Source organism: Morganella sp. B601 (assembly GCF_051172335.1).
GTDB lineage: Bacteria > Pseudomonadota > Gammaproteobacteria > Enterobacterales > Enterobacteriaceae > Morganella > Morganella morganii.
Genome location: NZ_JBPIZE010000001.1, coordinates 763,369 through 783,246 on the forward strand (window position 1 = coordinate 763,369; position 19,878 = coordinate 783,246).

The following is a 19,878-nucleotide window of genomic DNA, read 5'->3' on the forward strand; positions in this document are numbered from 1 at the left end:
ATTACGGCATCTCTTTTCAGATATGCCGTTTTTATTATTCCCGTTGATTTTATTTATTAAATTCCATTCAGATCGCAAAAAAAACACTTCAGCACGTAAAAAATACAACTCTGGTAGACAATCCCCTTTCAAAGACATATTAAATATTCCGTCAGTTGATGAAGGTTAACTCAATATTTGACTGAATTTTCAATATTATTATCAAGTTAAATTATTTTAAGAAAAGGATATTCTATGCCGGATCCGGAGATTACTGTATTTTTTACAAAATATCAGGTGTCAAAAAAATGTCCTGAGTTTTCCCGTCTGCAATGGCTGTCCGATGCCGCCGGACGTGCGAAACAACTGTCACTGACGACACATCCGTTTGCTTTTACACATCCCCGTGCCCGCAGAAATCGCTATGGCAAAGCGGGTGCGGTACTGGCGGAGGTTAAAAAGAAAAATGATGGTTTTCTGCGGTCCGGTAATGTGGTTGTTCCGCCGGATGCTGAGGGTAATGCCGCTGCACTGGACATATATACGTTTCTGATGCTGAAAATGCAGGATGGAAAAACAATACTGACACATTTGTGTGAGGAAAGTGAAACGGCAAAGAAAATTCTCAGCAGTGAAAATTACCGGGAGCTGCGTGCCGGTTTTTTACAGATATTCTCCGAGGATAAAATACCAGTAACAAACTCTAAGATAAAGCAGGTTTTTTTTCCTGTGCCGGATAAAGAATGCAATGCGGGTTATCATTTACTGTCAGTATTGACGCCGTCGGGGTTATTATTTGAGTTATACCGTCGGATTAGTATATCCGATATATTTTCGGGTCATCTTGTTGTTATTCATATCGGCGGCTCTAAACCACAGAATATTTCTGCGCTTAATATGCAAAATAAAGGAAAAGCCTGTTTATTATTATCCGTCCCGCCGGGAGCTGTCACTACCGGAGGTCGTTACAATGTCCATTAATTATCTGCTGCTGAAAAATATTCTTATCCGGAATGCCAATGCGTTATCCGGTGCACTGATAGCCGGTTTTCCGGCAGTTACTGCCTGGCTGGGATTTATTCATGCGCTTGAGCGAAAAGTGAGGAAAAAAGGGTTTCCGTCCGTCAGGTTTAATCACACCGGTATTATCTGTCACCACTGCCATTTACAACTGTATGCCGAACCCGGCGGAGTAATATATTCCGCATTAAACAGGCGTAAACCGCCGGATAAAAAAGGCAGAAACCCATCACTGGTTGAGGAAGTGTATTGTCATCTCAACGTTTCACTGCTTATTTACGGCGGGAATATACAAGATAAGAATAAGGAATTCATTACTGTGGTATCTGAAGCAATAAAAATGCTGAAAATTGCCGGTGGCGATATTACAGATTCAGGTAAACAGGAGACCGGCCCTTTTCCTGACAGTAAACCGCGATGGTGTGAATTACGGCAATGTATTGCTCCGGGATATGCATTACTGGAACGGCGGGATGTCATGGTCAATGCAATGAACAGCGGAATGGATGCAATGGCGGCATTACTGAAATATACCACTGCTCCGGGTACAGTGCTGATCCCGATCGTCACCGGATATCAGGGGCTTTCCCCGCCGGGAATAGCGAAAAATGTCAGGGCAGAAGGTATACCACACCGTTTTGCGGAAAGTGTTATTACTTTAGGGGAATTCCGGCCGGTAGATAAACTGCGGCATCCTTCGGATATGTTGTGGGGTTATCACTATTTATCTGACGGGAATCTTTATCTGTGTCAGCAAGGTAAACACGATTAACAGGAAAGAGAAAATGACCGGACTCAGGAATATACCGTCTGTTTTATCATTTTCAAAAAAACTGATCCCCTCTGACGGTATTTTTTCCGGAACATCACAGCATCCGGATTCACGGGTTACTCCGCTGACAATACAGACGAGAACTGCCCGGGGGACATTTGCTTTCCGCCGGAAAAACCGGGGGAAAGAGGAAAAAATATCCGGACAAAAAATTCATGATCCTAATATCCGGTCTATGGATTACTGCATGCTGGGAGCTGAACAGAATGTGATTTTATTCCGGTTCACACTGAAGATTACCGGCGGGCTGAAATATCCGGCTGCCTGTAATAATGAAATCTTCCGTCAGCGCTATCAGGCAGTAATAACGGATTATCTGGAAAGAGAACATTGCCGGGAGCCTGCGCGGCGGTATGCACATAATATTGCCTGCGGCCGTTTTTTATGGCGGAACCTGGTTGGCGCAGAGCATATTGAGGTGGTTGTGGATAATCTCAGTGCGGAAAAAAAACAGCAGTGGATATTTGATGCACGAAAGTACAGCCTTCGTCATTTTGAGCAGACGGATAATATAGCCGGCGACCTGGGGAGACATATTGCCGCAGCACTGAGTTGTGATGATGGTGCATTATTACTGGCTGTTTCAGCCAGAGTGATAACCGGAAAAGGGCAGGAAATTTATCCCAGTTGTGAATTTGTGATGAATAAAAGAAAGGGGGGGAGCAGCCGGATACTCTGCCATATTGACGGCACTGCAGGGATGCATTCACAAAAAATCGGCAATGCTTTGCGTTCAGTGGATACCTGGTATCCGGCCTTTTCTGATTTAACCGCAGGGGCGGGCGTTATCGCGGCCGATCCCTATGGGGCGGTCACGCATCTGGGGGCAGTATTTCGTCCGCCGGGGTCAGGGCAGGATTTTTATACACTATTTGAAAAATGGGTCAGCGGAAAAAAACTCGCTGAACATGAAGAAAATTATGTCGTGGCAGTGTTAATTCGCGGCGGTGTGTTCGGTGGCGGAGGGTAAACGGATGCGATTTTATCAGACAATCACGATTTTGCCGGATGTGCGGATATCGGCTGTATTTCTCCGCCAGCAAATCTGGCGGCAGCTTCACCTGATACTGGCAGAGAATAAAACCGGTGAAAACAGCAGTGCTGTTGCTGTCGCATTTCCGGATTACTGCCGCAAGCCACAGACACCGGGGAACCGCCTGCGGTTGCTGGCCGGGGATTATCTTTCTCTGGCGGAATTGGGGCTCTCTGTGCGGTTATCTGCTTTTTACCCGTATATCCGGTTAAGCGGGATCTTACCTGTACCGGAAAAAACGTTACCGGTCAGTTACATTCGTGAACATGTAAAAGGGTTGCGCCGTTCTCAGGCTGCGGAGGCCGGGCGGTTATTTATTCCGGAAACGCTGCCGTTTATCTGGACGAAATCGCTGTCAGGAGGCAGACATCACCGGCCATTTCCTTTTTTTATCCGGAAACTGGATGCAAAATCTGCCGCAGAAGGGCGGTTTACCTGTTACGGACTGAGTCAAAAAAGGACTGAAAGCGGGAAGGTGGCAACAGTGCCTCACTTTTGAGGTGGTTTACTGCCATAACGGCAGCTCAGAAATAATTATGATAAAAAAATAATGCACTGCCGGAAATGCCCCCGCACTTCAACAGGCAGGGGCGGGCAGCTTACTGTTGCGGAGGAAAACCGTTTTTTCGGTACCGGCTCCCATACCACCCGCACCGGAAACTCACCGTATTCTGTTGGTGTGCCGTGCAGAATACCGGTTCTGTCGTTAAAACTCAGGCCGATATTGCGCTGGAAATAAATACCGGGAATGGTTACTGCCCGGCCATCGTCCAGCGTTGCGTCTACCGGTGAACTGAACGATTCGGATAACCTGGCGCGGCAGATTTTGACACGGATTGCCGGTTGTCCGGAAGGCTGAGTCATTGTTGCCGGAGCCTTACTGTCATGTGAGGGATCTGGTGTAACCGTTGTTTTTCCGACGGACTCCGGGCCCTTCACCGGCGTTGAAGCGGCTTATGCAATGTTTTTTCATGATATTAAACAAAGATTCAGGCATCGCTGATTGTTTCTGCAATGAAGGTCGCTAAGATAGGCATTCCACTTAAGGAGAAGCGGCAGTGCGGGTAAATCTACCGGAGGAGACGGCGGAATGTCGTATCGCGCATTTTTTCAGCCTGTAAAAACCCTGACACAGGTACAGCGTCAGGAAATGGCCTCACTCTATTTTATGTATTATACCGGCAGCGACGGTACGCAGTTTTTATCAGATCTCGATCATAAACAGGAAGTTCTGTTTCTGATGTCAGGGGATGAAATGGCCGGGTTCAGTACCCTGCAGTTTTATCCGTTCCGCGGACACCGGATTGTCTATTCCGGCGACACAATTGTGCATCCCGCCCACTGGAAGCAGCAGACGCTGCACGGTGCCTGGCTGCGGCGTATTGCGCTTTTGCGCAGTGAATATCCCGCCGAGCGGGTGTTCTGGTTCCTGCTGGTGAAGGGCGTGCGCACTTACCGGTATATGAGCACGCTGGCACAGACCTTTTATCCGCACTGGAACGGTAATGTCAAAGAGCCGGAACTGGCACGGCTGGCGGCGGAACTGGCAAAAGATAAATTCGGTTCACTCTATAATCCGGCACGCGGCGTGGTGGAATGCCCGTCGGCGTTTGGCTATCTGAATCGCACAATGGCAACGGTTACTGACGCGCAGCGCAGCAAACCGGATGTTGCCTTTTTCCTGCACAAAAACCCGCACTATGTCTGCGGCCATGAACTGGTCTGCCTGTGTGAAGTCTCCCCTGATAATGTGGCGAAACGTTATCAGTCACTGTTTGAAGAACCCGATGTTGAGTTCTGCTATGGATAATGCCTGGCAGCATTTCCGTGCCGGGATGCCGTCTGTTCCGCCGCAGGGAACTCTGCGCGAAAGACAGTTCCGCTGGTTATCCGCTTGTCTGGCCGCGAATGCGGCGTGTGAATACGGGCAGCGGTATCATTTTTCCGCTGTCACATCTGTGGCGGATTATCAGCAGAACGTCCCTCTGACAACCTATTCTGAGCTCAGCCCTTTTATCACCCGCATGACGGCCGGGGAAGAAAACCTGTTGTGCAGTGCGCCGATCACGGCATTTGAGCTGACCGGCGGCAGCCACAGCGGTGGCAAACTGCTGCCTTATACTTCTGCCGGGTTAACCGATTTCCGTCTTGCTGTCACCGGCTGGCTGCGGGATGTGACCCGACGTTTTGATCTGACCTCCGGCCATGTTTACTGGGCACTCAGCCCGGCAGTAACACGGATGACAAAAACGCCCTGCGGTATTCCGGTCGGCGGTGGTGATGCGCTCTATCTGGGGGCGGAGAATCTGGCGGCATTCAGTGACTTATCGGCTGTACCGCTGACACTGGCGCAGGTTGAGGATGCGGCAGACTGGCAGTTACTGACCCTGATTTATCTGCTGCAGTGCCCGGATTTGCGTCTGATATCCGTCTGGAGCCCGGTGTTTTTATTTCCGCTGCTCAGTGCTCTGGATATCCGCCGGAATGAGATCACCGCCCTGCTGCGCGACGGCGGGGAAATTGCCGGGCACTCTCTGCGTGCTGACCCGGCGGCGCTGGTGCGTTACCGGCAGTATCTGCAGGAGCAGAATACCGCACTGCTGTGGCCTCAGCTGGCATTGATCAGCTGCTGGGATCAGGCTGCGTCCGCTTCCCCGGCACAGGCACTGATGACGTGTTTTCCCGGCGTGACACTTCAGGGCAAAGGGCTGCTCTCCACCGAAGCGGTGATCACCGTTCCGTCTGACTGCGGTGACCCGCAACTGAGCGCAGACAGTAATTTTTATGAATTCCGCCGGGATAACGGGCAGATATATTTAGCGGATGAATTGCTGCCAGGTGAAACATACAGTGTGATTGTCACTACCAACAGCGGGCTGTACCGCTATCAGACCGATGATCTCGTGTTGTGTACCGGCCACACGCCGGAAGGGCTGCCGCAGCTGCGCTTTTGCGGGCGTGAGGGTATATGCAGTGATTTGGTCGGGGAAAAACTGACCGAGCCGTTCGTTTGTGCCGGTTTACCGCCATCACAGGATTTTGCTGTACTGGCAGCGGATGAGCAGGGCTATGTGCTGCTGCTCAGCGATACCTGCACTGAGACACAGGCACAGGCATATTGTGAGGAAACTGAGCAGTATCTGTGCACCAATCCGCAGTATCACTACGCCCGCCGTATCGGACAGCTTAAACCGCTGACATTCCTCCGCCTGTATCAGCCGGCGGAGCACTATTTTCACCGGCAGCTTCAACGGGGAAAGCGGCTGGGGGAGATTAAAATCCCGGCATTGCTGACCTCGTCTGACTGGCGTGCCATGTTTGAGATCAGGGAGTTTCCGTGATGACACAGACTGTTTATACGCCGCAGCGGCCGCTGGATTTGGTGCTGCTTTCACCGAAAGGGCCGCTGTACCGCAAACGGGGCGGAATTTTCAAACGCTCGCTGCGTTATCAGCCGCTGACGCTGACCACCCTTTCCGCACTGGTGCCGAAATCCCTGCCGGTTAATATCCGCCTGATTGATGAAAGCATTGAGGAACTGCCGGAGGATTTCACGGCAGATCTGGTCGCAATGACGGTGATCACCGGCAACGCGCCGCGAGCCTATGAACTGGCGGCGCAGATGCGGGCGAAAAATATTCCCGTCGTACTCGGCGGGCCGCATGTCACACTGCTGCCGCAGGAGGCACTGCAGCATGCCGATACGGTCTGCACCGGCTATTCCGAGCAGAGCTGGCCGCAGCTTATCCGTGATTTTATGGCGGGTAATATGCAGCGTGAATACCGTCAGGGCGCGGATTTCACGCTTGATATCCCGGACTTGCCGTTTCCGGAACGCGAACGGTTTGATGCAAAGCATTTTCTCACCCAGGGGGTTTTTGAAGCGACACGCTCTTGTGCTCACAACTGTGAGTTTTGTGTTGCACCAAGTGCCTGGGGGCGTAAGCAGTTTCAGCATCCGGTGGAGTGGGTGGTTGAAGATATCCGCCGTTATGTGGCGCGTACCGGTAAACGGAAAGTAATATTTGTTGATCTGAACCTGGTGTCGGATATCGGTTATGCCAAACGGCTGTTTACCGCACTGATCCCGCTGAATATTCAGTGGTTCGGTTTATCCACCGTGCTGATAGCTCATAACCACGAACTGATGGAGCTGATGGCCCGCAGCGGCTGCAAAGGGCTGCTGCTGGGGCTGGAAACGGTCAGTGACGGCAGCCTGAAAGATGCCGGGAAGAAATTTAACGGCTCGGTGGATTATAAAGAATTGATTGGTGACCTGCACCGGCTGGGAATTGCGATTCAGGGATGTTTTGTATTCGGTCTGGATCACGATACCACTGATGTGTTTGACCGCACGGTGGATCTGGCTATCGATGCCGGGATTGATTTACCGCGTTTCTCAGTGCTGACACCGTTCCCGGGCACGCCGCTGTTTAAGCGCCTTGAGGAAGAGCAGCGGATTTTAACCATGGACTGGTCTCTGTATGATGCGCAGCATGTGGTATTCCGCCCGGCGCTGATGAGTGCACGTGAGCTGGAACTGGGGCACGAACGCGCCTGGAAAAAAGTGTACCGTTACAGCAGCATCGCGAAGCGGCTGTGGCAGGCACGTAACTTTAAACCGCTGGCGCTGACGGCAAACCTGGGTTACCGCTTCTATGCGCATCACCTGCATCAGTATTACACCTGTGACTGGCCGGTTGAACACCGTCCGGCGAAGTCGGGCAACCACTGATGCGGCTGACATTTATTCACCCGGCGATCGGCCACCGGCGCGGCGAAACCTATCTGCGATCCTGGCAGATGGAGCCTCTGCCGGTTGCGGCACTGAAAGGGCTGACACCGGCGGATATTGAAACGCGGTTTTACGACGATCGTCTGGAGCTGATCCCGTTTGATGAACCGGCTGATCTGATCTCAATTTCAGTCGAAACCTACACAGCAAAGCGGGCCTATCAGATAGCCAGTGAGTACCGGAAGCGCGGTGTGCCGGTGCTGATGGGCGGGTTTCACGCCACGCTGATGCCGGAGGAAGTGAAACGCTTCGCGGATGTCATTATCACCGGAGAGGCGGAGTCAGTCTGGGAAACCATGATTGATGATTTACGCCACGGCACACTGCAGCGGGAATATCACGGAATACAGACCGATCTGCGCAGTATCCGTGTTGATCGCAGCCTGTTCGCGGGAAAACGTTATCTGCCGATAGGGCTGGTGGAAACCGGGCGCGGCTGCCGTTTCCACTGTGAATTCTGTGCGGTTCAGTCGTTCTATCAGCAGCGTTACCGGCGGCGCGATCCGGATCATGTGCTGCGGGAACTGGCGGGTCTCAAAGGCACAAAAAATCTGTTTTTCTTTGTGGATGATAATTTTGCGGGCAGCCTGCGGGAAAGCCGCGAGTTTCTGCCGGCTCTGGCGAACGCCGGGATCCGCTGGGTGACCCAGATGAGTATTGATGCCGCGCATGATGAGGAATTTGTCCGCGCATTGTCACAGGCTGGTTGCCGGGGCGTGCTGATTGGCTTTGAATCCCTGAATGAAGCCAATCTGCGGCAGATGAAAAAAGGCTTTAACACCATGAAAGGCGGCTACAGTCAGGCGCTGGATAACCTTCGCCGCCATCATATTGCCGTTTACGGCACATTTGTGTTCGGCTATGACCATGATACCCCGGATTCATTCGGCGAGGCGGTGGCTTACGCCCGCGAACAGAGTATGTATATCGCGGCATTCAATCATATGACGCCGTTTCCGGGAACGCCGCTTTATGCGCGGCTGGCGCAGGAAAACCGTCTGCGCTTTGAGCACTGGTGGCTCGATGATCATTACCGTTACAACGAACTGCCGTTCAGTCCGGCACAGCTGTCTCCGGAGGCAGTAACGCAGGGGTGCCTCTCAGCAAGGAAGGCATTTTACAGTTCACGCTCGATTCTTCAGCGCAGCTGGCGTAACCGGGGCGATTTTTTTATGTTTCGCAACTATTTCCCGATTAACTGGCTGCATCACCGTGAGATCAGCTGCCGTAACGGCTATCCGCTCGGTGATGAGAATTGGCAGGGTAAATTAGCAGAGGTTAAATGATAGAGGTTATTGACGCGACAACGGAGCATATCGCGGATTTACTCAGGCTCCTTGAAGAGAATGCCATGCAGGGGGACTGGGAGCTGGTGATGACCCGGCGGCCCGGTTATTTTTCCCCGCGGGATGATTTCGGTGAAATCTATCCGGCGCTGGCAAGAGACGGTGATACCCTGGTCGGCATGTGCCAGCTGAGCATACAGAGCGGCTGGGTTAACGGCGAAGAAGCGCGGATGGGTTATCTCGGCAGTCTGCGTATTGTGCCGAAATACCGTAATCACCTGAAAGTGTTACAGGCCGGATTTTCTTATCTGCGCCAGCTGCCGACACCGGATCACTGTTATACCAGTATTGCGGAGAATAATTTACTGGCCCGGCGCCTGCTGGAGCGGGGCGTGGAAGGACTGCCGCTCTACCGTTTTCTGAGCAGTATGAGCACACTGGCGATCAGCAAAAGCAGAGGCAAAGACAGAGGACTGTGGAAAGTGGTGCCGCCGGAGGATTACACCGATGTCATCCGTTTCTTTGCACAGGAATCCGCTTCCCGTCAGCTGGCACCGGCGCTGAACCTGAAAGCGATGCAGCAGACCGGTATTACGGTGCTCGGCAGTTATCAGAACGGGCAACTGGTGGCCTGCGGTATGCTTTGGGATCAGCGTGCTTTCAAACAGGTTATTGTGGCCGGTTACTCCGGCAGAATGAAAATGCTGCGCCCGCTTTACAACGCTTTTGCCGGAATGACCCGGCGGCCGCAGATGCCGGCGGCGGGTGAGGTGATTCCGCAGAGTTTCCTGTCATTCCTGGCCTGTACCGATGATACCAAACTGCCGGATCTGATTGAGGAAGCGCTGTTGTACTGCACCACCCCGGTTATGACCGTCGGGTTGCCGTCCGGGCATATCTGCACCAATGATGTGATTAAACGCACCGGAGCATCCGTTTACCGCACCCGGATTTACGGCGTTGATCTGACTGCCGCACCACAGTGGGACGGCCGCATTGTCTGGCCGGAGATAGCGCTGCTGTGAATATCGTGCTGATCTACCCGAACATGGGGGATTACCGCACGAAAGATGCTATGACGCCATTGGCGATCGGTATCCTGGCTGCCCTGTCGCCGGGGCACCGGGTCACATTTTATGATGACAGGCTGGATAACATCCCGGAATCACTGCCTGATGCGGATCTGATCGCCATTTCGGTGGAAACGTTCACGGCACAACGCAGTTATCAGCTGGCTGACCGGTTCCGCCGTCAGGGTAAAACCGTGGTGATGGGCGGCTGCCACGTCACCTTTATGCCGGATGAAGCATTGCAGCATGCGGACAGCGTGTTGCTCGGTGATGCGGAAGGGGCGTGGGAACAGATGCTGGCGGATTGTGAACAGAATGCGCTTAAGCCCCGTTACCGGGGCGCGCATGACCGCCCGCTTGCCGGTTACCGTCTTGACCGCACCATTTTTGAGGGTAAACGCTACGCGCCGGTGTCGCTGGTGCAGTTCTCGCGCGGCTGCCGGTTTGCCTGTGATTTTTGCTCTATCCATGCATTTTATCCGGAAGGTGTGCGCACCCGGCCGGTTGATGAGATGCGGGATGAGATTTTATCTCTGCCTGCAAAGCGTTTTCTGATTTTTGTGGATGACAATCTCTTTGCCGGTAAGCGGGCGCTGAATGAGTTGCTGGCGATGCTCACACCGCTGAAACGCCGCTGGGGATGCCAGATCAGTATCGACATCGCCCGTAATGAGGAGATGCTGGATAAACTGGCCGCCGCCGGTTGCTGCTTCGTGCTGATCGGCTTTGAAAGCCTGAATGAAACCACGCTGAGGCGGATGGGAAAATCCCGCAGCCATACGGCGGAGGATTATGCCGCTGTGCTGGCGGCGCTGTACCGGCGTGGTATCTGTGTCTACGGCACCTTTATTTTCGGCTATGACGAAGACACGCCGGAGACCATCCGCAGCACACTGGCGTTTGCGGAGAGTAACAAACTGGCGATTGCCAATTTTAACCTGCTGATCCCGACACCCGGTACGGCGCTGTATGCCCGGCTGGAGGCGGAAGGGCGCCTGGTTTATCCGGCCTGGTGGCTTGACCCGGATTTCTGCTACGGTGAACCGGTTTTCCGGCCGGGCGGAATGAGCACCTCAGAACTGGCTGCCGGATGTTTTTATGCCCGCACCCGCTTTTACCGTTATGCATCTGTTATCCGGCGTCTGTGTCGTTCCGGCAGCCGGAGCCGCTGGCGCACGTTGCTGGTCGCCTGGCTTTACAATATTGCCTCGCACCGGGACATCGCCCGCAAGCAGGGAAAACGCCTTGGAGAAAAAGGGTGAAACTGATACTGATTAAACCGAATATCGGCCGTCAGGAGCACAGCCTGTATGTGGATGAGGGGCGGATGGAACCGCTGATGCTCGGTGTTCTCGCCGGTCTGACCCCGCCGGATGTGGAAGTGGTGCTGTATGACGACCGGATGGAAGCCATTCCTTATGATGAACCGGCGGATCTGGTCGCTATTACGGTCGAAACGTTTACCGCCCGCCGCGCTTATGAGATTGCCGCAGAATACAGGGCCCGTGATGTGCGGGTGGTGATGGGCGGGATCCACGCCACACTGCTGCCGGAGGAAGTGGCGCAGCATTGTGACAGTATTTTTACCGGTGACGCGGAAACCCGCTGGACAGAGATGATCCGTGATGCGGAGAAAGGCCGCCTGAAGCCGCGCTATGATGCTCCTGCCGGAGTCGGCCAGGTCGATCATAATCTGTGCGGCTGCCTGCCGCGCCGGGATATCTTCCGGGGAAAAGGCTATCTGCCGATCAGCCTGATGCAGTTTACCCGCGGCTGTCGTTTTGCCTGTCGTTTCTGTGCGGTCAGCCGTTATTTCGGGCGGCAGCACTATATCCGCCGGATCGATGAAGTGGTGCGGGAGATAGAAACACAGAAACCGAAATTTATCTTTTTTGTTGATGACAATATCGCGTCTGATCATCGCGGGCTGAGTGAGCTGTGCAGTGCGCTGATCCCGCTGAATGTGCACTGGATAAGCCAGGCAAGCCTGGATATGACCCGTAACCGCCGCCTGATGTCGCTGTTACAGCAGAGCGGCTGCTGGGGTAATGTGATGGGATTTGAATCCATCAACCCGGACAGTCTGCGTGATGCGCGAAAATCGCCGAATATGCGGACATTTTCACAGTATCGTGAGGAAATTTCGGTATTACGGGACTTCGGATTGCAGACCTGGGCGGCGTTTACCCTGGGGTATGACCACGATACGGCAGAAACCGTGGAAGATACCGTGGCATTCGCCCTGAAAAACCGCTTTGCTTTTGCCGCCTATAACATTCTGATGCCGTACCCGAACACACCGCTGTATCAGCAGCTGGCGCAGGAAAACCGCCTGCTGTTTGACGGGAAATGGTGGCTGCATCCGGAATACCGTTTTAATCAGGCCGCCTTTCAGCCTGCAAATATGAGCCCCGAAACGCTGACAGAACTGTGCCATGCTGCGCGCAGCCGTTTTAACAGTGTGCCGTCGATTATCCGCCGGTTTTCTGATTTGCGCCTGACCCTGCAATCCTTATCGCGTATGGCCACTTTCTGGCGTTATACCCTGTTATTCCGCAAAGAGGTGCATAAAAAACACCGTATGCGTTTTGGTTTAAAATAAGGGGGATGAATGAATACCGATCCGGATCCTTTTTCCCGCCGTGTCATCAGTTATCTGTTGTGGTGTATCCCGGTCAGTGTGGTGTTTTTCACAGTTTACCCGCTGATGAATGCGTATACGGCCGGGCGCGGCAGCCTGTATGCCCTGTGGTTTCCGGCTGAGCTGCACATCCCGTTTGTGCCCGGTTTTATCTGGGTGTACTGCTCGTTTTACCTGATTATTCTGATGCCGGTTTTGTTTCTGCCGCGCCGGGAGCACCGGCAGCTGGCACTTACCTTTATGGTGATGACATTACTGGGCGGCGTGATCTTTTTTCTGTTTCCGGCACAGCTCGGCTTTGTACGGGAGGTGCCGGAGTCTCCGCTGTACCGGACGATGTACATGACACTGTTTGCGCTGGATCACCCGCATAATCTGGTTCCGTCCCTGCATGTGGCCTGGTCGTGTGCCGCGGTGCTGGCCATTATCCGCCATACCGGACGCGGGCTGACACTGTTGTTTCTGTTGTGGCTGGTGCTGATTGTGTCGTCTGTGCTGCTGGTTCATCAGCACCATGTGGCGGATGTGGTCACCGGCCTGCTGTTGGCGGTAACGGTTTCATATATGATGAGGAAATAATGATGAAAAGGATAATTATCAGTGCGTTAATGATATTCAGTTTTTCGGTGTATGCGCAGCCCGGAGAAGAGGACGGCGCTATCCATGATGAACTGCGGCAGGTGATCGGCACTGTGGAAAGCGCCATCAACAGCGGGGATTATGACAAAATGCTGCCGGTGATGAGTGAAAATCTGCGTGCCACGCCCATCACTCAGGAGTTTATCTCCGGCAAAGCAGCAATAAAACCGTATTTTGAATCCTGGTTCGGGCCGGACAAATTCCTGAAAAAACTGAATATCAGTTTTAATGCCGATGTGGTGACGGAATTATCCCCGGATAAAACCTGGGGTGTCGCCTACGGTAAAGGGATGGAAAAATATCAGCTGAGTGACGGCCGTACCTACGATTTTCCGACCCGCTGGACTGCGACGGTTGCGCTTGAGGACGGCGCCTGGAAAATCCGCACTATCCATATCGGTACCGATTTCACGGATAACCCGCTGCTGAATGAAACCCGCAATGCCTTACAGGGCATGATGTACGGAGCGGGTGGTCTGGTGATTGGTTTGCTGGCCGGTATTGTGCTGTTCCGCCGTAAAAGTGCGGTAAAACCGGAAGCGGCAACAGATAAGAAATAAAACCGGCGTTTCTTTGCGGAACCGGAGGCGGCTGATAACGGGCAAAACGAAAAGACGCTGTAAATACATCCCTGTAAGCTCAGCCGCGCCATCCATGGCGCGGATGCTTTTCGTTATCCTGCCCGTTATCACCGTTGTACTTAACCGGCAGATTTATTAATAAAATAATGAAAACAGTTTATTTTTCCGGCGGAAACAGAAAATCCAGATCCGCTGCCGCACCCATCTGCGGGGCAGGGCGCACACCATAGCGCCACATAGTGAAATAGACACGCCAGAAGGTCGGGCACGGCTGGTCATCCACCAGCGACGGCAGTTCATACCACGGTGCCTGCGGGTGCTGGTGGTGTGCGAGATGGCAGTGATAATTCAGCGCCAGCCAGCGGGAGACCGGCAGTACTTTCAGGTTCCACGCACCGTTCATCACATCGCGGCGGCTCCAGGCGTGATCCGCATATTGCAGAGCTGACCAGTGCAGCGCAAAAGCCCACAGGCAGAGCAGATAACCGGCCGCACTTAAGTCGAGCGCCCAAAACAGCAGTGCCTGCCAGAGAAATGCACCGAGCAGTTCACTCCAGATGGTCAGCGGCGGCAGTTTTGCCAGTTCCGGCACCTGTGACCCGAATCCCATCGCCGGGGCAATTTTGGTGACAAATACCCGTGAACGGTACACACCAGGCGCAATAAACCAGAGCAGATTACCGAGCAGTACGCAAAAATAGTACAGGCCGAGCAGATTGCCGCCGTACATCCAGATATTGCGCAGCCAGCGTGGCTGGTCTGGCAGGTAATAATCATACAGCTCTTTATCTGTCCGGTTATTTTTATGGTGATTCAGGTGTGCGCGACGCTGCAGGGTAAAGGAAGTCGGAAATGCCCATGCGGCAATAATCCCGATGGCGCGGTTACCGGCGGCAGTGCGGGCGGCCACGCCATGTACCGCTTCATGCAGAATAGCGAATGGCATGTTATTAATCAGCATAAAACCGATCAGGGCAGGCAGCACATAATACCAGGCGAGATGGCTCACTCCCCATAAACAGGCCGCTGCCGCAGTCATCGAAAAAATCAGCAGAATACTGTTGAGTAAAAGACGCATCAGTCTGTTTTCCTTGTGTTATTCGTCACTATTGCCGGGTTGAACAGCCCGGTTTTTTCATGGCGTAACCGGCGGGCGTACAGCCGGAAGCCGAGATTGGCCGCCAGGCGGATAAAACGGCTGCCCGGACGGTGCAATACCCGGCGCAGAATGGCCGGCAAACGGTATGTTTCCTGCCAGGCTTCGTGCAGTAAGGATTGCAGGGTTTCCGGTGACATATTTTGCGGCTGAAAAACCACATGTTCGTTGTCATACAGGCTCAGGTCCTGTGTGATTAAGCGGCCGTTTTCCGCCATCCGCTGCCACAGTCGTGTACCCGGCAGCGGGGTGAGGACAGAAAAACGCACCAGATCCAGCCCGAGAGACGGGATCTGCCGTATCGTATCGCGGATGCTCTCCGGGGTGTCTTCATCAAACCCGAGCACAAAACAGCCGAGTGCGGCAATCCGGTTATCGCGCAGCCGCCGGATCTGACGGCGGTATTCACTGACCTGGTTACAATTCTTGCCGGTGGCCGTCATGGTCTGCTGACTGAGGTTTTCCAGCCCGATAAGCAGCCCTTCGCAGCCGCTGTCACACATCGCCCGGAAAACCTCGTCATCATCCGTCACATTGAGTGTCGCCAGTCCCGACCAGCGGATTTTCAGCGGGATCAGAGCCCGGAACAGATCCAGACTGTACTGCCGGTCAGCATACAGATTAGGGTCGAGGAATATCCAGCGCTGTCTGCCGCTCTGTTTTATCTCGTCAATCACGTCTGCCACCGGACGTGCGGTGCCTTTTCGTCCCCACTGATGCTGCACTGAACAGAATTCACAGGCAAGCGGACAGCCACGGTCGGCAATAATAGTGGCGATATTCATATAGGCGCGGGACGGCAGCAGATCACGGCGTGGCACCGGCATCGGCAGAAAGCCGCGCTCAGAGCGGTGCTGATAACGCGGCTGCGGATGTCCGTCAGCCATATCCTGCAGAAACCGGGGCCAGATGAGTTCACCGGCGCCGATAAGGACGGTATCGGCATGCTGCGCGGCCTCATCCGGTTGCAGTGTGACGTGTGCGCCGCCCATTGCTGTTCTTGCCCCGCGTTCGCGCCAGTAGCGGCACAGCGCATAGGCGCGGGGGGAAGAGGAGGCGGTGGCGGTGATCACCACCAGATCAAAATCCCCGGCAGTGACCGGCGGGGAAACGCCTTCATCACAGAGGGTCAGTTCAGCATTCAGATGCGGGGGAACCAGGGCTGCGAGGGTGATAAGGGTCAGCGGAGCATAGCTTATCGCCACGGAAAACGCGCTTTTCCGGTAGCGGTAAGTCCTGTCAAACGGCAAAATCAGTAATATTCTCACCGGTGCTTCCTGCTCCGCAGCTGACATAAGGACTTTTACAATGGCACAGTACGTCCGGGAACGCACTGTGCCGGATCAAAGATCAGGCTGCAACCACTTCAAGCACAGAGATATAGCATTCAGTCGGGATAAGGCGGTTTATTTTCAGTCCGGCTTCAGCCAGCAGAGCCTCAAACTCCGGAATAGTCCGCTCGCCGCCGCCGGGCAGGATCGCCATACAGAGAATGCCCATACCGTAATGCGCGGCCGGATTGGTTTCCGGATGCACAATGGATTCGATGATCAGTAGTTTGCTGTCCGGTTTCATGGCTTTGCGGCAGTTTTTCAGTACGGCGAGTGCGTTGGCATCATCCTGATTAAAAATGACTTTTTTCAGCAGATACATGTCCGCCTGCGGCACGGATTTAAAGAAGTCACCGCCGTCCAGCGACCAGCGGGAACCGTCACCCAACTGAGACAGATATTTGTCTGATACCACATGCGGGCTGTCGAACAGGGTGGCGGTCAGTGTCGGGTCTCTGCGCAAAATCCGCAGCAGCAGTGAGCCTTCGCCGCCTCCGATATCGGCAATATGGCACGATGACGGGAAGTCATAAGCTCTCGTGACAAAATAGTTTTCCATTTCTGACAGGGCAGACATCCCGGACGGGAAATTATAGCTGTCGTTGCGGTTGGGTTTGGTGGCCTGATATTCATAGAAGGTTTTACCGAACAGCTTTTTAAAGTTGAGTTCACCGCGAACGGATTCATTAAGCTGACCAATGGTTGACCAGTAAGTATTATCGGTCAGTGTCAGAACGGCATCCCGCTGTGTGCAGGGGTGATCGCGGCGGAGAAACTCCGCATCAGGAGAGAGCCGGTAACTGTCATCATTTGTACCGGTGAAAATACCGTTCAGTGCCAGCATCCGCAGAATGCGGCGCAGGTTATCCGGATCTGAGCCGGTGCGTTCTGCCAGTGCGGTGACAGAGAGCGGCCCGTCAGCCAGATGGTCAGCAATATTCAGCTCTGCCGCAACCCGCAGACAACCGGGCAGCGCCAGCCCGAGAGTAACATTCAGGATACGGATGACGGATTGCTCTTCTGCGGGACTCATTAAATCCGGTTCAGTATAAGACATAGCGGTAACTCCTTTCAGACATGAATAACAGGGATGGTCAGAGTGCCTGATGCGGCATACAGCACTCCCTATGTTAAATAAAACTAAACAATAGAGGGAGGGTAGCTCAGCAGCAGAAAATTACCGTATCGAAATATGAGGTATTATTAATTAATGATAAGTGAATCAAGTATTCAGTGGTGAATAAGCCTGTTTCTGCTGATCTTCAGGCCGCGCATCATACACAGCCAGGCGCAGGCGGAAACACCAATCAGCAGCAGCCACAGGGTATTTGGCGGGAAATAGGTCAGCACACCGCCGGTCATCAGCGGGTTAAAGGCACCGCCGAGCCAGCCGAGGGATTGGGCGGAGAAGTAGCTGGATTTCATGCCGTCCGGCGCAATGTTGTCGATCAGCATATATTCACCCGGCGCATAAATCAGTTCACCGAGAGTAAAAACAAACGCGGCTATTCCCCAGAACACAAGGTTGCTGCCTGACATCATAAATCCGGCCAGTCCGGCCATAAAAAAGAGTGTACCGAGAGTCATCAGCTTTTGCAGATTGTCTGTGCTGATCCGGCGGCCGACCATATATTGCAGTGAAACCACCACGGCGGCATTGACCGGCAGCACCACACCAATCACTTTTTCTGCCAGTGTGGTATCTGCCACCGTCAGGACATACTGGGAAATACAGGCGGAAAACGAACCGAACACCAGCGATCCCAGAAAGGCGGATAACGTAAACCAGAGCAGGGCTTTATCATGCAGCATGACAGACGGCTGCCAGGCGGCGCTGTTGCTGCCTGAAGCAGAAGGCGGCACGCTGCGGACAAAACGCTGAATAAAGAATATCGGGAATGAGGCGGTGCAGGCCGCCAGCCAGAACGGCAGATCCGCGCTGTACATCAGTAGCCCGGTGCCAATCGGCGGCCCGACAGTCCAGCCCATATTGACGAAGGTATAGTTCAGGGAAAAGACTTTGGTTTTACGCGCAGGTGGCAGCGTATCGGCGAAATAGGCTTTCAGCACCGTAGCAAAAACGGAGTAGGCGCAGTTAATCAGTGAAAAGAAGACAACGACGAGTGCGATATTGTGAGTCAGTGGAATAGCGATAAATCCGGCGATATAAACCAGAATTGCCATCAGCATGTAGCGTTTTTTATCAAATTTATCCGCAATGATGCCGAAGCCGAGGCTGAATAACACGCCGGTTGTCAGTGCGACCGTCAGTGCCACCCCGACCTGATCCACCGCCATGTCATACTGACGGCTGAGATAAATCGCCATAAACGGGATAGTGGCACCCCGTCCGATAGTAATTAAGAATGAGGAAGCGAGCAGAGCAATGGTGGAACGGGTGGCGGCTTGCATGGTGACATTCTCAGTATTTTTATTTTATTTTTTATATTCACGTAATCAATATCACGCAAATCAGGCGCTGTACAGCGCCTTCCGGTTACGGCAGCACGGCGTGTGCTTCGATTTCAATCAGCCATTCCGGCAGAGATAATCCGCTGACAATAATCCATGATGAGGCAGGGGCTGCGGCGGCAAATTTTTCTTTCAGCACATCCGCAATTGCCGTTTGTTCATCGTGTGAATCTGCACCGGCACGGATATAAATCCGCAGCATAACCACATCAGACAGAGAACCGCCGGCTGCCGCGAGGGCACGGGCAATATTGTCCACAGATTGTGCAGCTTGTTCCCGCATACCGCCTGCGACTGTCACTTCATTGTGATCAACGCCGACCTGTCCTGACAGAAATAACTGCCGGGTGCCGGTTGTTTCCACGACCTGACTGAAACCGTATTGCAGGGAATTAAATAGTGAGGGCGGATTAATCCGTTTTATCGTCATAACAGCCTTTTCAGCAGTGAAATAAAAGAAAATGTCGTTTTATCATAGATTATTTCAGGCGCTGTAAATTAACTGATTATTAACAGCATTCTTTATTTTCAATCCTGTTGCGGGAAATGAATAAAAGGGGAGCTCAGTGAGTCTCTGAGATATACAGGGGAAATATTTTTATATCAGAAAAGGATATTCAACACTTACAGGATCGGCGCCGGGGATTTTTACAACACCGGCTTAATTTTTCTTTACTTAATATAAGAATCCAGCACTTTCAGAACAATATCCAGATCACCCTGACGTTTTTCCTCATCTTCCTCATGAACTACGTGTTCAATCAGGTGACCCTTAATCACTTCCCGCATTAACCCGTTTACCGCGCCACGGATAGCCGCAATTTGTTGCAGCACGGCGGAGCACTCATGCGGTTCATCGAGCATTTTTTTCAGTGAGTTGACCTGCCCCTGAATTTTACTGGCGCGGTTCTGAAGTTTCTGTCTGTCCCTGATGGTATGTGACATGGCAACCCCGTGAAATAAGGTGAAAAGAAAGTGACGGGCAAAATAGTAGCATCTTCGTGATACAAAGAGGTAGTGTAATTATACTGGGGGGGAGTATA

General features: G+C 53.0%; 20 protein-coding genes. 13 read left to right on the forward strand and 7 right to left on the reverse strand.

What is annotated here, in order from left to right:
* Positions 1–234 precede the first annotated feature (234 nt).
* Genes ACSBQN_RS03825 through cas6f form a run of 4 tightly spaced genes read left to right on the forward strand, consistent with a single transcriptional unit; the run spans position 235 to position 3,363 of the window.
* Positions 235–960 carry a type I-F CRISPR-associated protein Csy1 gene (locus tag ACSBQN_RS03825; RefSeq protein ID WP_201894116.1) on the forward strand — a complete coding sequence of 242 codons (726 nt, stop codon included), beginning with the start codon at positions 235–237 and terminating at the stop codon, positions 958–960.
* Positions 950–1,771: a type I-F CRISPR-associated protein Csy2 gene (locus tag ACSBQN_RS03830; RefSeq protein WP_205501193.1), complete on the forward strand. Its 822-nt coding sequence runs from the start codon at positions 950–952 to the stop codon at positions 1,769–1,771. Before ACSBQN_RS03825 ends, ACSBQN_RS03830 begins: the two co-directional genes overlap by 11 nt.
* Before the next feature lie 13 nt (positions 1,772–1,784).
* A complete protein-coding gene (gene csy3 / locus ACSBQN_RS03835) occupies positions 1,785–2,801 on the forward strand; it encodes a type I-F CRISPR-associated protein Csy3 (RefSeq protein ID WP_036406076.1) in 1,017 nt (338 codons plus the stop codon).
* Positions 2,802–2,805: 4 nt separating this feature from the next.
* Entirely contained in the window at positions 2,806–3,363 is a 558-nt protein-coding gene (gene cas6f / locus ACSBQN_RS03840; protein WP_201894123.1) for a type I-F CRISPR-associated endoribonuclease Cas6/Csy4, read from the forward strand.
* A 35-nt stretch (positions 3,364–3,398) separates the two neighbouring features.
* Here the strand turns inward: cas6f and ACSBQN_RS03845 are convergent, their stop codons facing one another.
* Positions 3,399–3,728 carry a hypothetical protein gene (locus ACSBQN_RS03845; protein ID WP_354633230.1) on the reverse strand — a complete coding sequence of 110 codons (330 nt, stop codon included), beginning with the start codon at positions 3,726–3,728 and terminating at the stop codon, positions 3,399–3,401.
* Positions 3,729–3,954: 226 nt separating this feature from the next.
* On the opposite strand from ACSBQN_RS03845, the gene ACSBQN_RS03850 reads away from it, so the two are divergent.
* The 9 genes from ACSBQN_RS03850 to ACSBQN_RS03890 are packed head-to-tail and all read left to right on the forward strand — an operon-like array spanning position 3,955 to position 13,855.
* A complete protein-coding gene (locus ACSBQN_RS03850; protein WP_201894125.1) occupies positions 3,955–4,674 on the forward strand; it encodes a hypothetical protein in 720 nt (239 codons plus the stop codon).
* The gene (locus tag ACSBQN_RS03855) at positions 4,652–6,205 is read left to right on the forward strand and encodes a GH3 family domain-containing protein (protein ID WP_354633231.1); all 1,554 of its coding nucleotides are present in this window, start codon (positions 4,652–4,654) and stop codon (positions 6,203–6,205) included. The genes ACSBQN_RS03850 and ACSBQN_RS03855 overlap by 23 nt, the downstream gene beginning before the upstream one ends.
* Positions 6,205–7,599, forward strand: coding sequence for a B12-binding domain-containing radical SAM protein (locus tag ACSBQN_RS03860; protein WP_354633232.1), 1,395 nt, complete (start codon positions 6,205–6,207; stop codon positions 7,597–7,599). The genes ACSBQN_RS03855 and ACSBQN_RS03860 overlap by 1 nt, the downstream gene beginning before the upstream one ends.
* Positions 7,599–8,945: a B12-binding domain-containing radical SAM protein gene (locus ACSBQN_RS03865; protein ID WP_024473476.1), complete on the forward strand. Its 1,347-nt coding sequence runs from the start codon at positions 7,599–7,601 to the stop codon at positions 8,943–8,945. The genes ACSBQN_RS03860 and ACSBQN_RS03865 overlap by 1 nt, the downstream gene beginning before the upstream one ends.
* Positions 8,942–9,970, forward strand: a complete 1,029-nt coding sequence (locus ACSBQN_RS03870) for an N-acetyltransferase (RefSeq protein ID WP_115983186.1) — start codon at positions 8,942–8,944, stop codon at positions 9,968–9,970. Before ACSBQN_RS03865 ends, ACSBQN_RS03870 begins: the two co-directional genes overlap by 4 nt.
* A complete protein-coding gene (locus tag ACSBQN_RS03875; RefSeq protein WP_214176846.1) occupies positions 9,967–11,277 on the forward strand; it encodes a B12-binding domain-containing radical SAM protein in 1,311 nt (436 codons plus the stop codon). Before ACSBQN_RS03870 ends, ACSBQN_RS03875 begins: the two co-directional genes overlap by 4 nt.
* Positions 11,274–12,617 carry a B12-binding domain-containing radical SAM protein gene (locus ACSBQN_RS03880; RefSeq protein ID WP_214176845.1) on the forward strand — a complete coding sequence of 448 codons (1,344 nt, stop codon included), beginning with the start codon at positions 11,274–11,276 and terminating at the stop codon, positions 12,615–12,617. Before ACSBQN_RS03875 ends, ACSBQN_RS03880 begins: the two co-directional genes overlap by 4 nt.
* Positions 12,618–12,626: 9 nt before the next feature.
* On the forward strand, positions 12,627–13,235 hold the full coding sequence (locus tag ACSBQN_RS03885) for a phosphatase PAP2 family protein (protein ID WP_354633233.1): 609 nt from the start codon (positions 12,627–12,629) through the stop codon (positions 13,233–13,235).
* 2 nt (positions 13,236–13,237) lie between these two features.
* Positions 13,238–13,855, forward strand: a complete 618-nt coding sequence (locus tag ACSBQN_RS03890; protein ID WP_024473471.1) for a YybH family protein — start codon at positions 13,238–13,240, stop codon at positions 13,853–13,855.
* A gap of 178 nt (positions 13,856–14,033) precedes the next feature.
* Here ACSBQN_RS03890 and ACSBQN_RS03895 read toward each other — a convergent pair whose 3' ends face one another.
* From ACSBQN_RS03895 to rcnR, 6 genes are all read right to left on the reverse strand, one after another.
* Complete coding sequence (locus ACSBQN_RS03895) at positions 14,034–14,954, reverse strand: fatty acid desaturase family protein (RefSeq protein ID WP_152695620.1); 921 nt, start codon at positions 14,952–14,954, stop codon at positions 14,034–14,036.
* Positions 14,954–16,300, reverse strand: a complete 1,347-nt coding sequence (locus ACSBQN_RS03900; RefSeq protein WP_236595623.1) for a B12-binding domain-containing radical SAM protein — start codon at positions 16,298–16,300, stop codon at positions 14,954–14,956. Before ACSBQN_RS03900 ends, ACSBQN_RS03895 begins: the two co-directional genes overlap by 1 nt.
* Positions 16,301–16,382: 82 nt before the next feature.
* The gene (locus ACSBQN_RS03905) at positions 16,383–17,420 is read right to left on the reverse strand and encodes a methyltransferase (RefSeq protein ID WP_024473468.1); all 1,038 of its coding nucleotides are present in this window, start codon (positions 17,418–17,420) and stop codon (positions 16,383–16,385) included.
* A 173-nt stretch (positions 17,421–17,593) separates the two neighbouring features.
* The gene (gene ydeE / locus ACSBQN_RS03910) at positions 17,594–18,775 is read right to left on the reverse strand and encodes an efflux MFS transporter YdeE (protein ID WP_024473467.1); all 1,182 of its coding nucleotides are present in this window, start codon (positions 18,773–18,775) and stop codon (positions 17,594–17,596) included.
* 85 nt (positions 18,776–18,860) lie between these two features.
* Entirely contained in the window at positions 18,861–19,265 is a 405-nt protein-coding gene (locus ACSBQN_RS03915) for a RidA family protein (RefSeq protein ID WP_024473466.1), read from the reverse strand.
* Between the two features lie 242 nt (positions 19,266–19,507).
* Entirely contained in the window at positions 19,508–19,780 is a 273-nt protein-coding gene (gene rcnR, locus ACSBQN_RS03920; protein ID WP_004238006.1) for a Ni(II)/Co(II)-binding transcriptional repressor RcnR, read from the reverse strand.
* Positions 19,781–19,878: the final 98 nt, after the last annotated feature.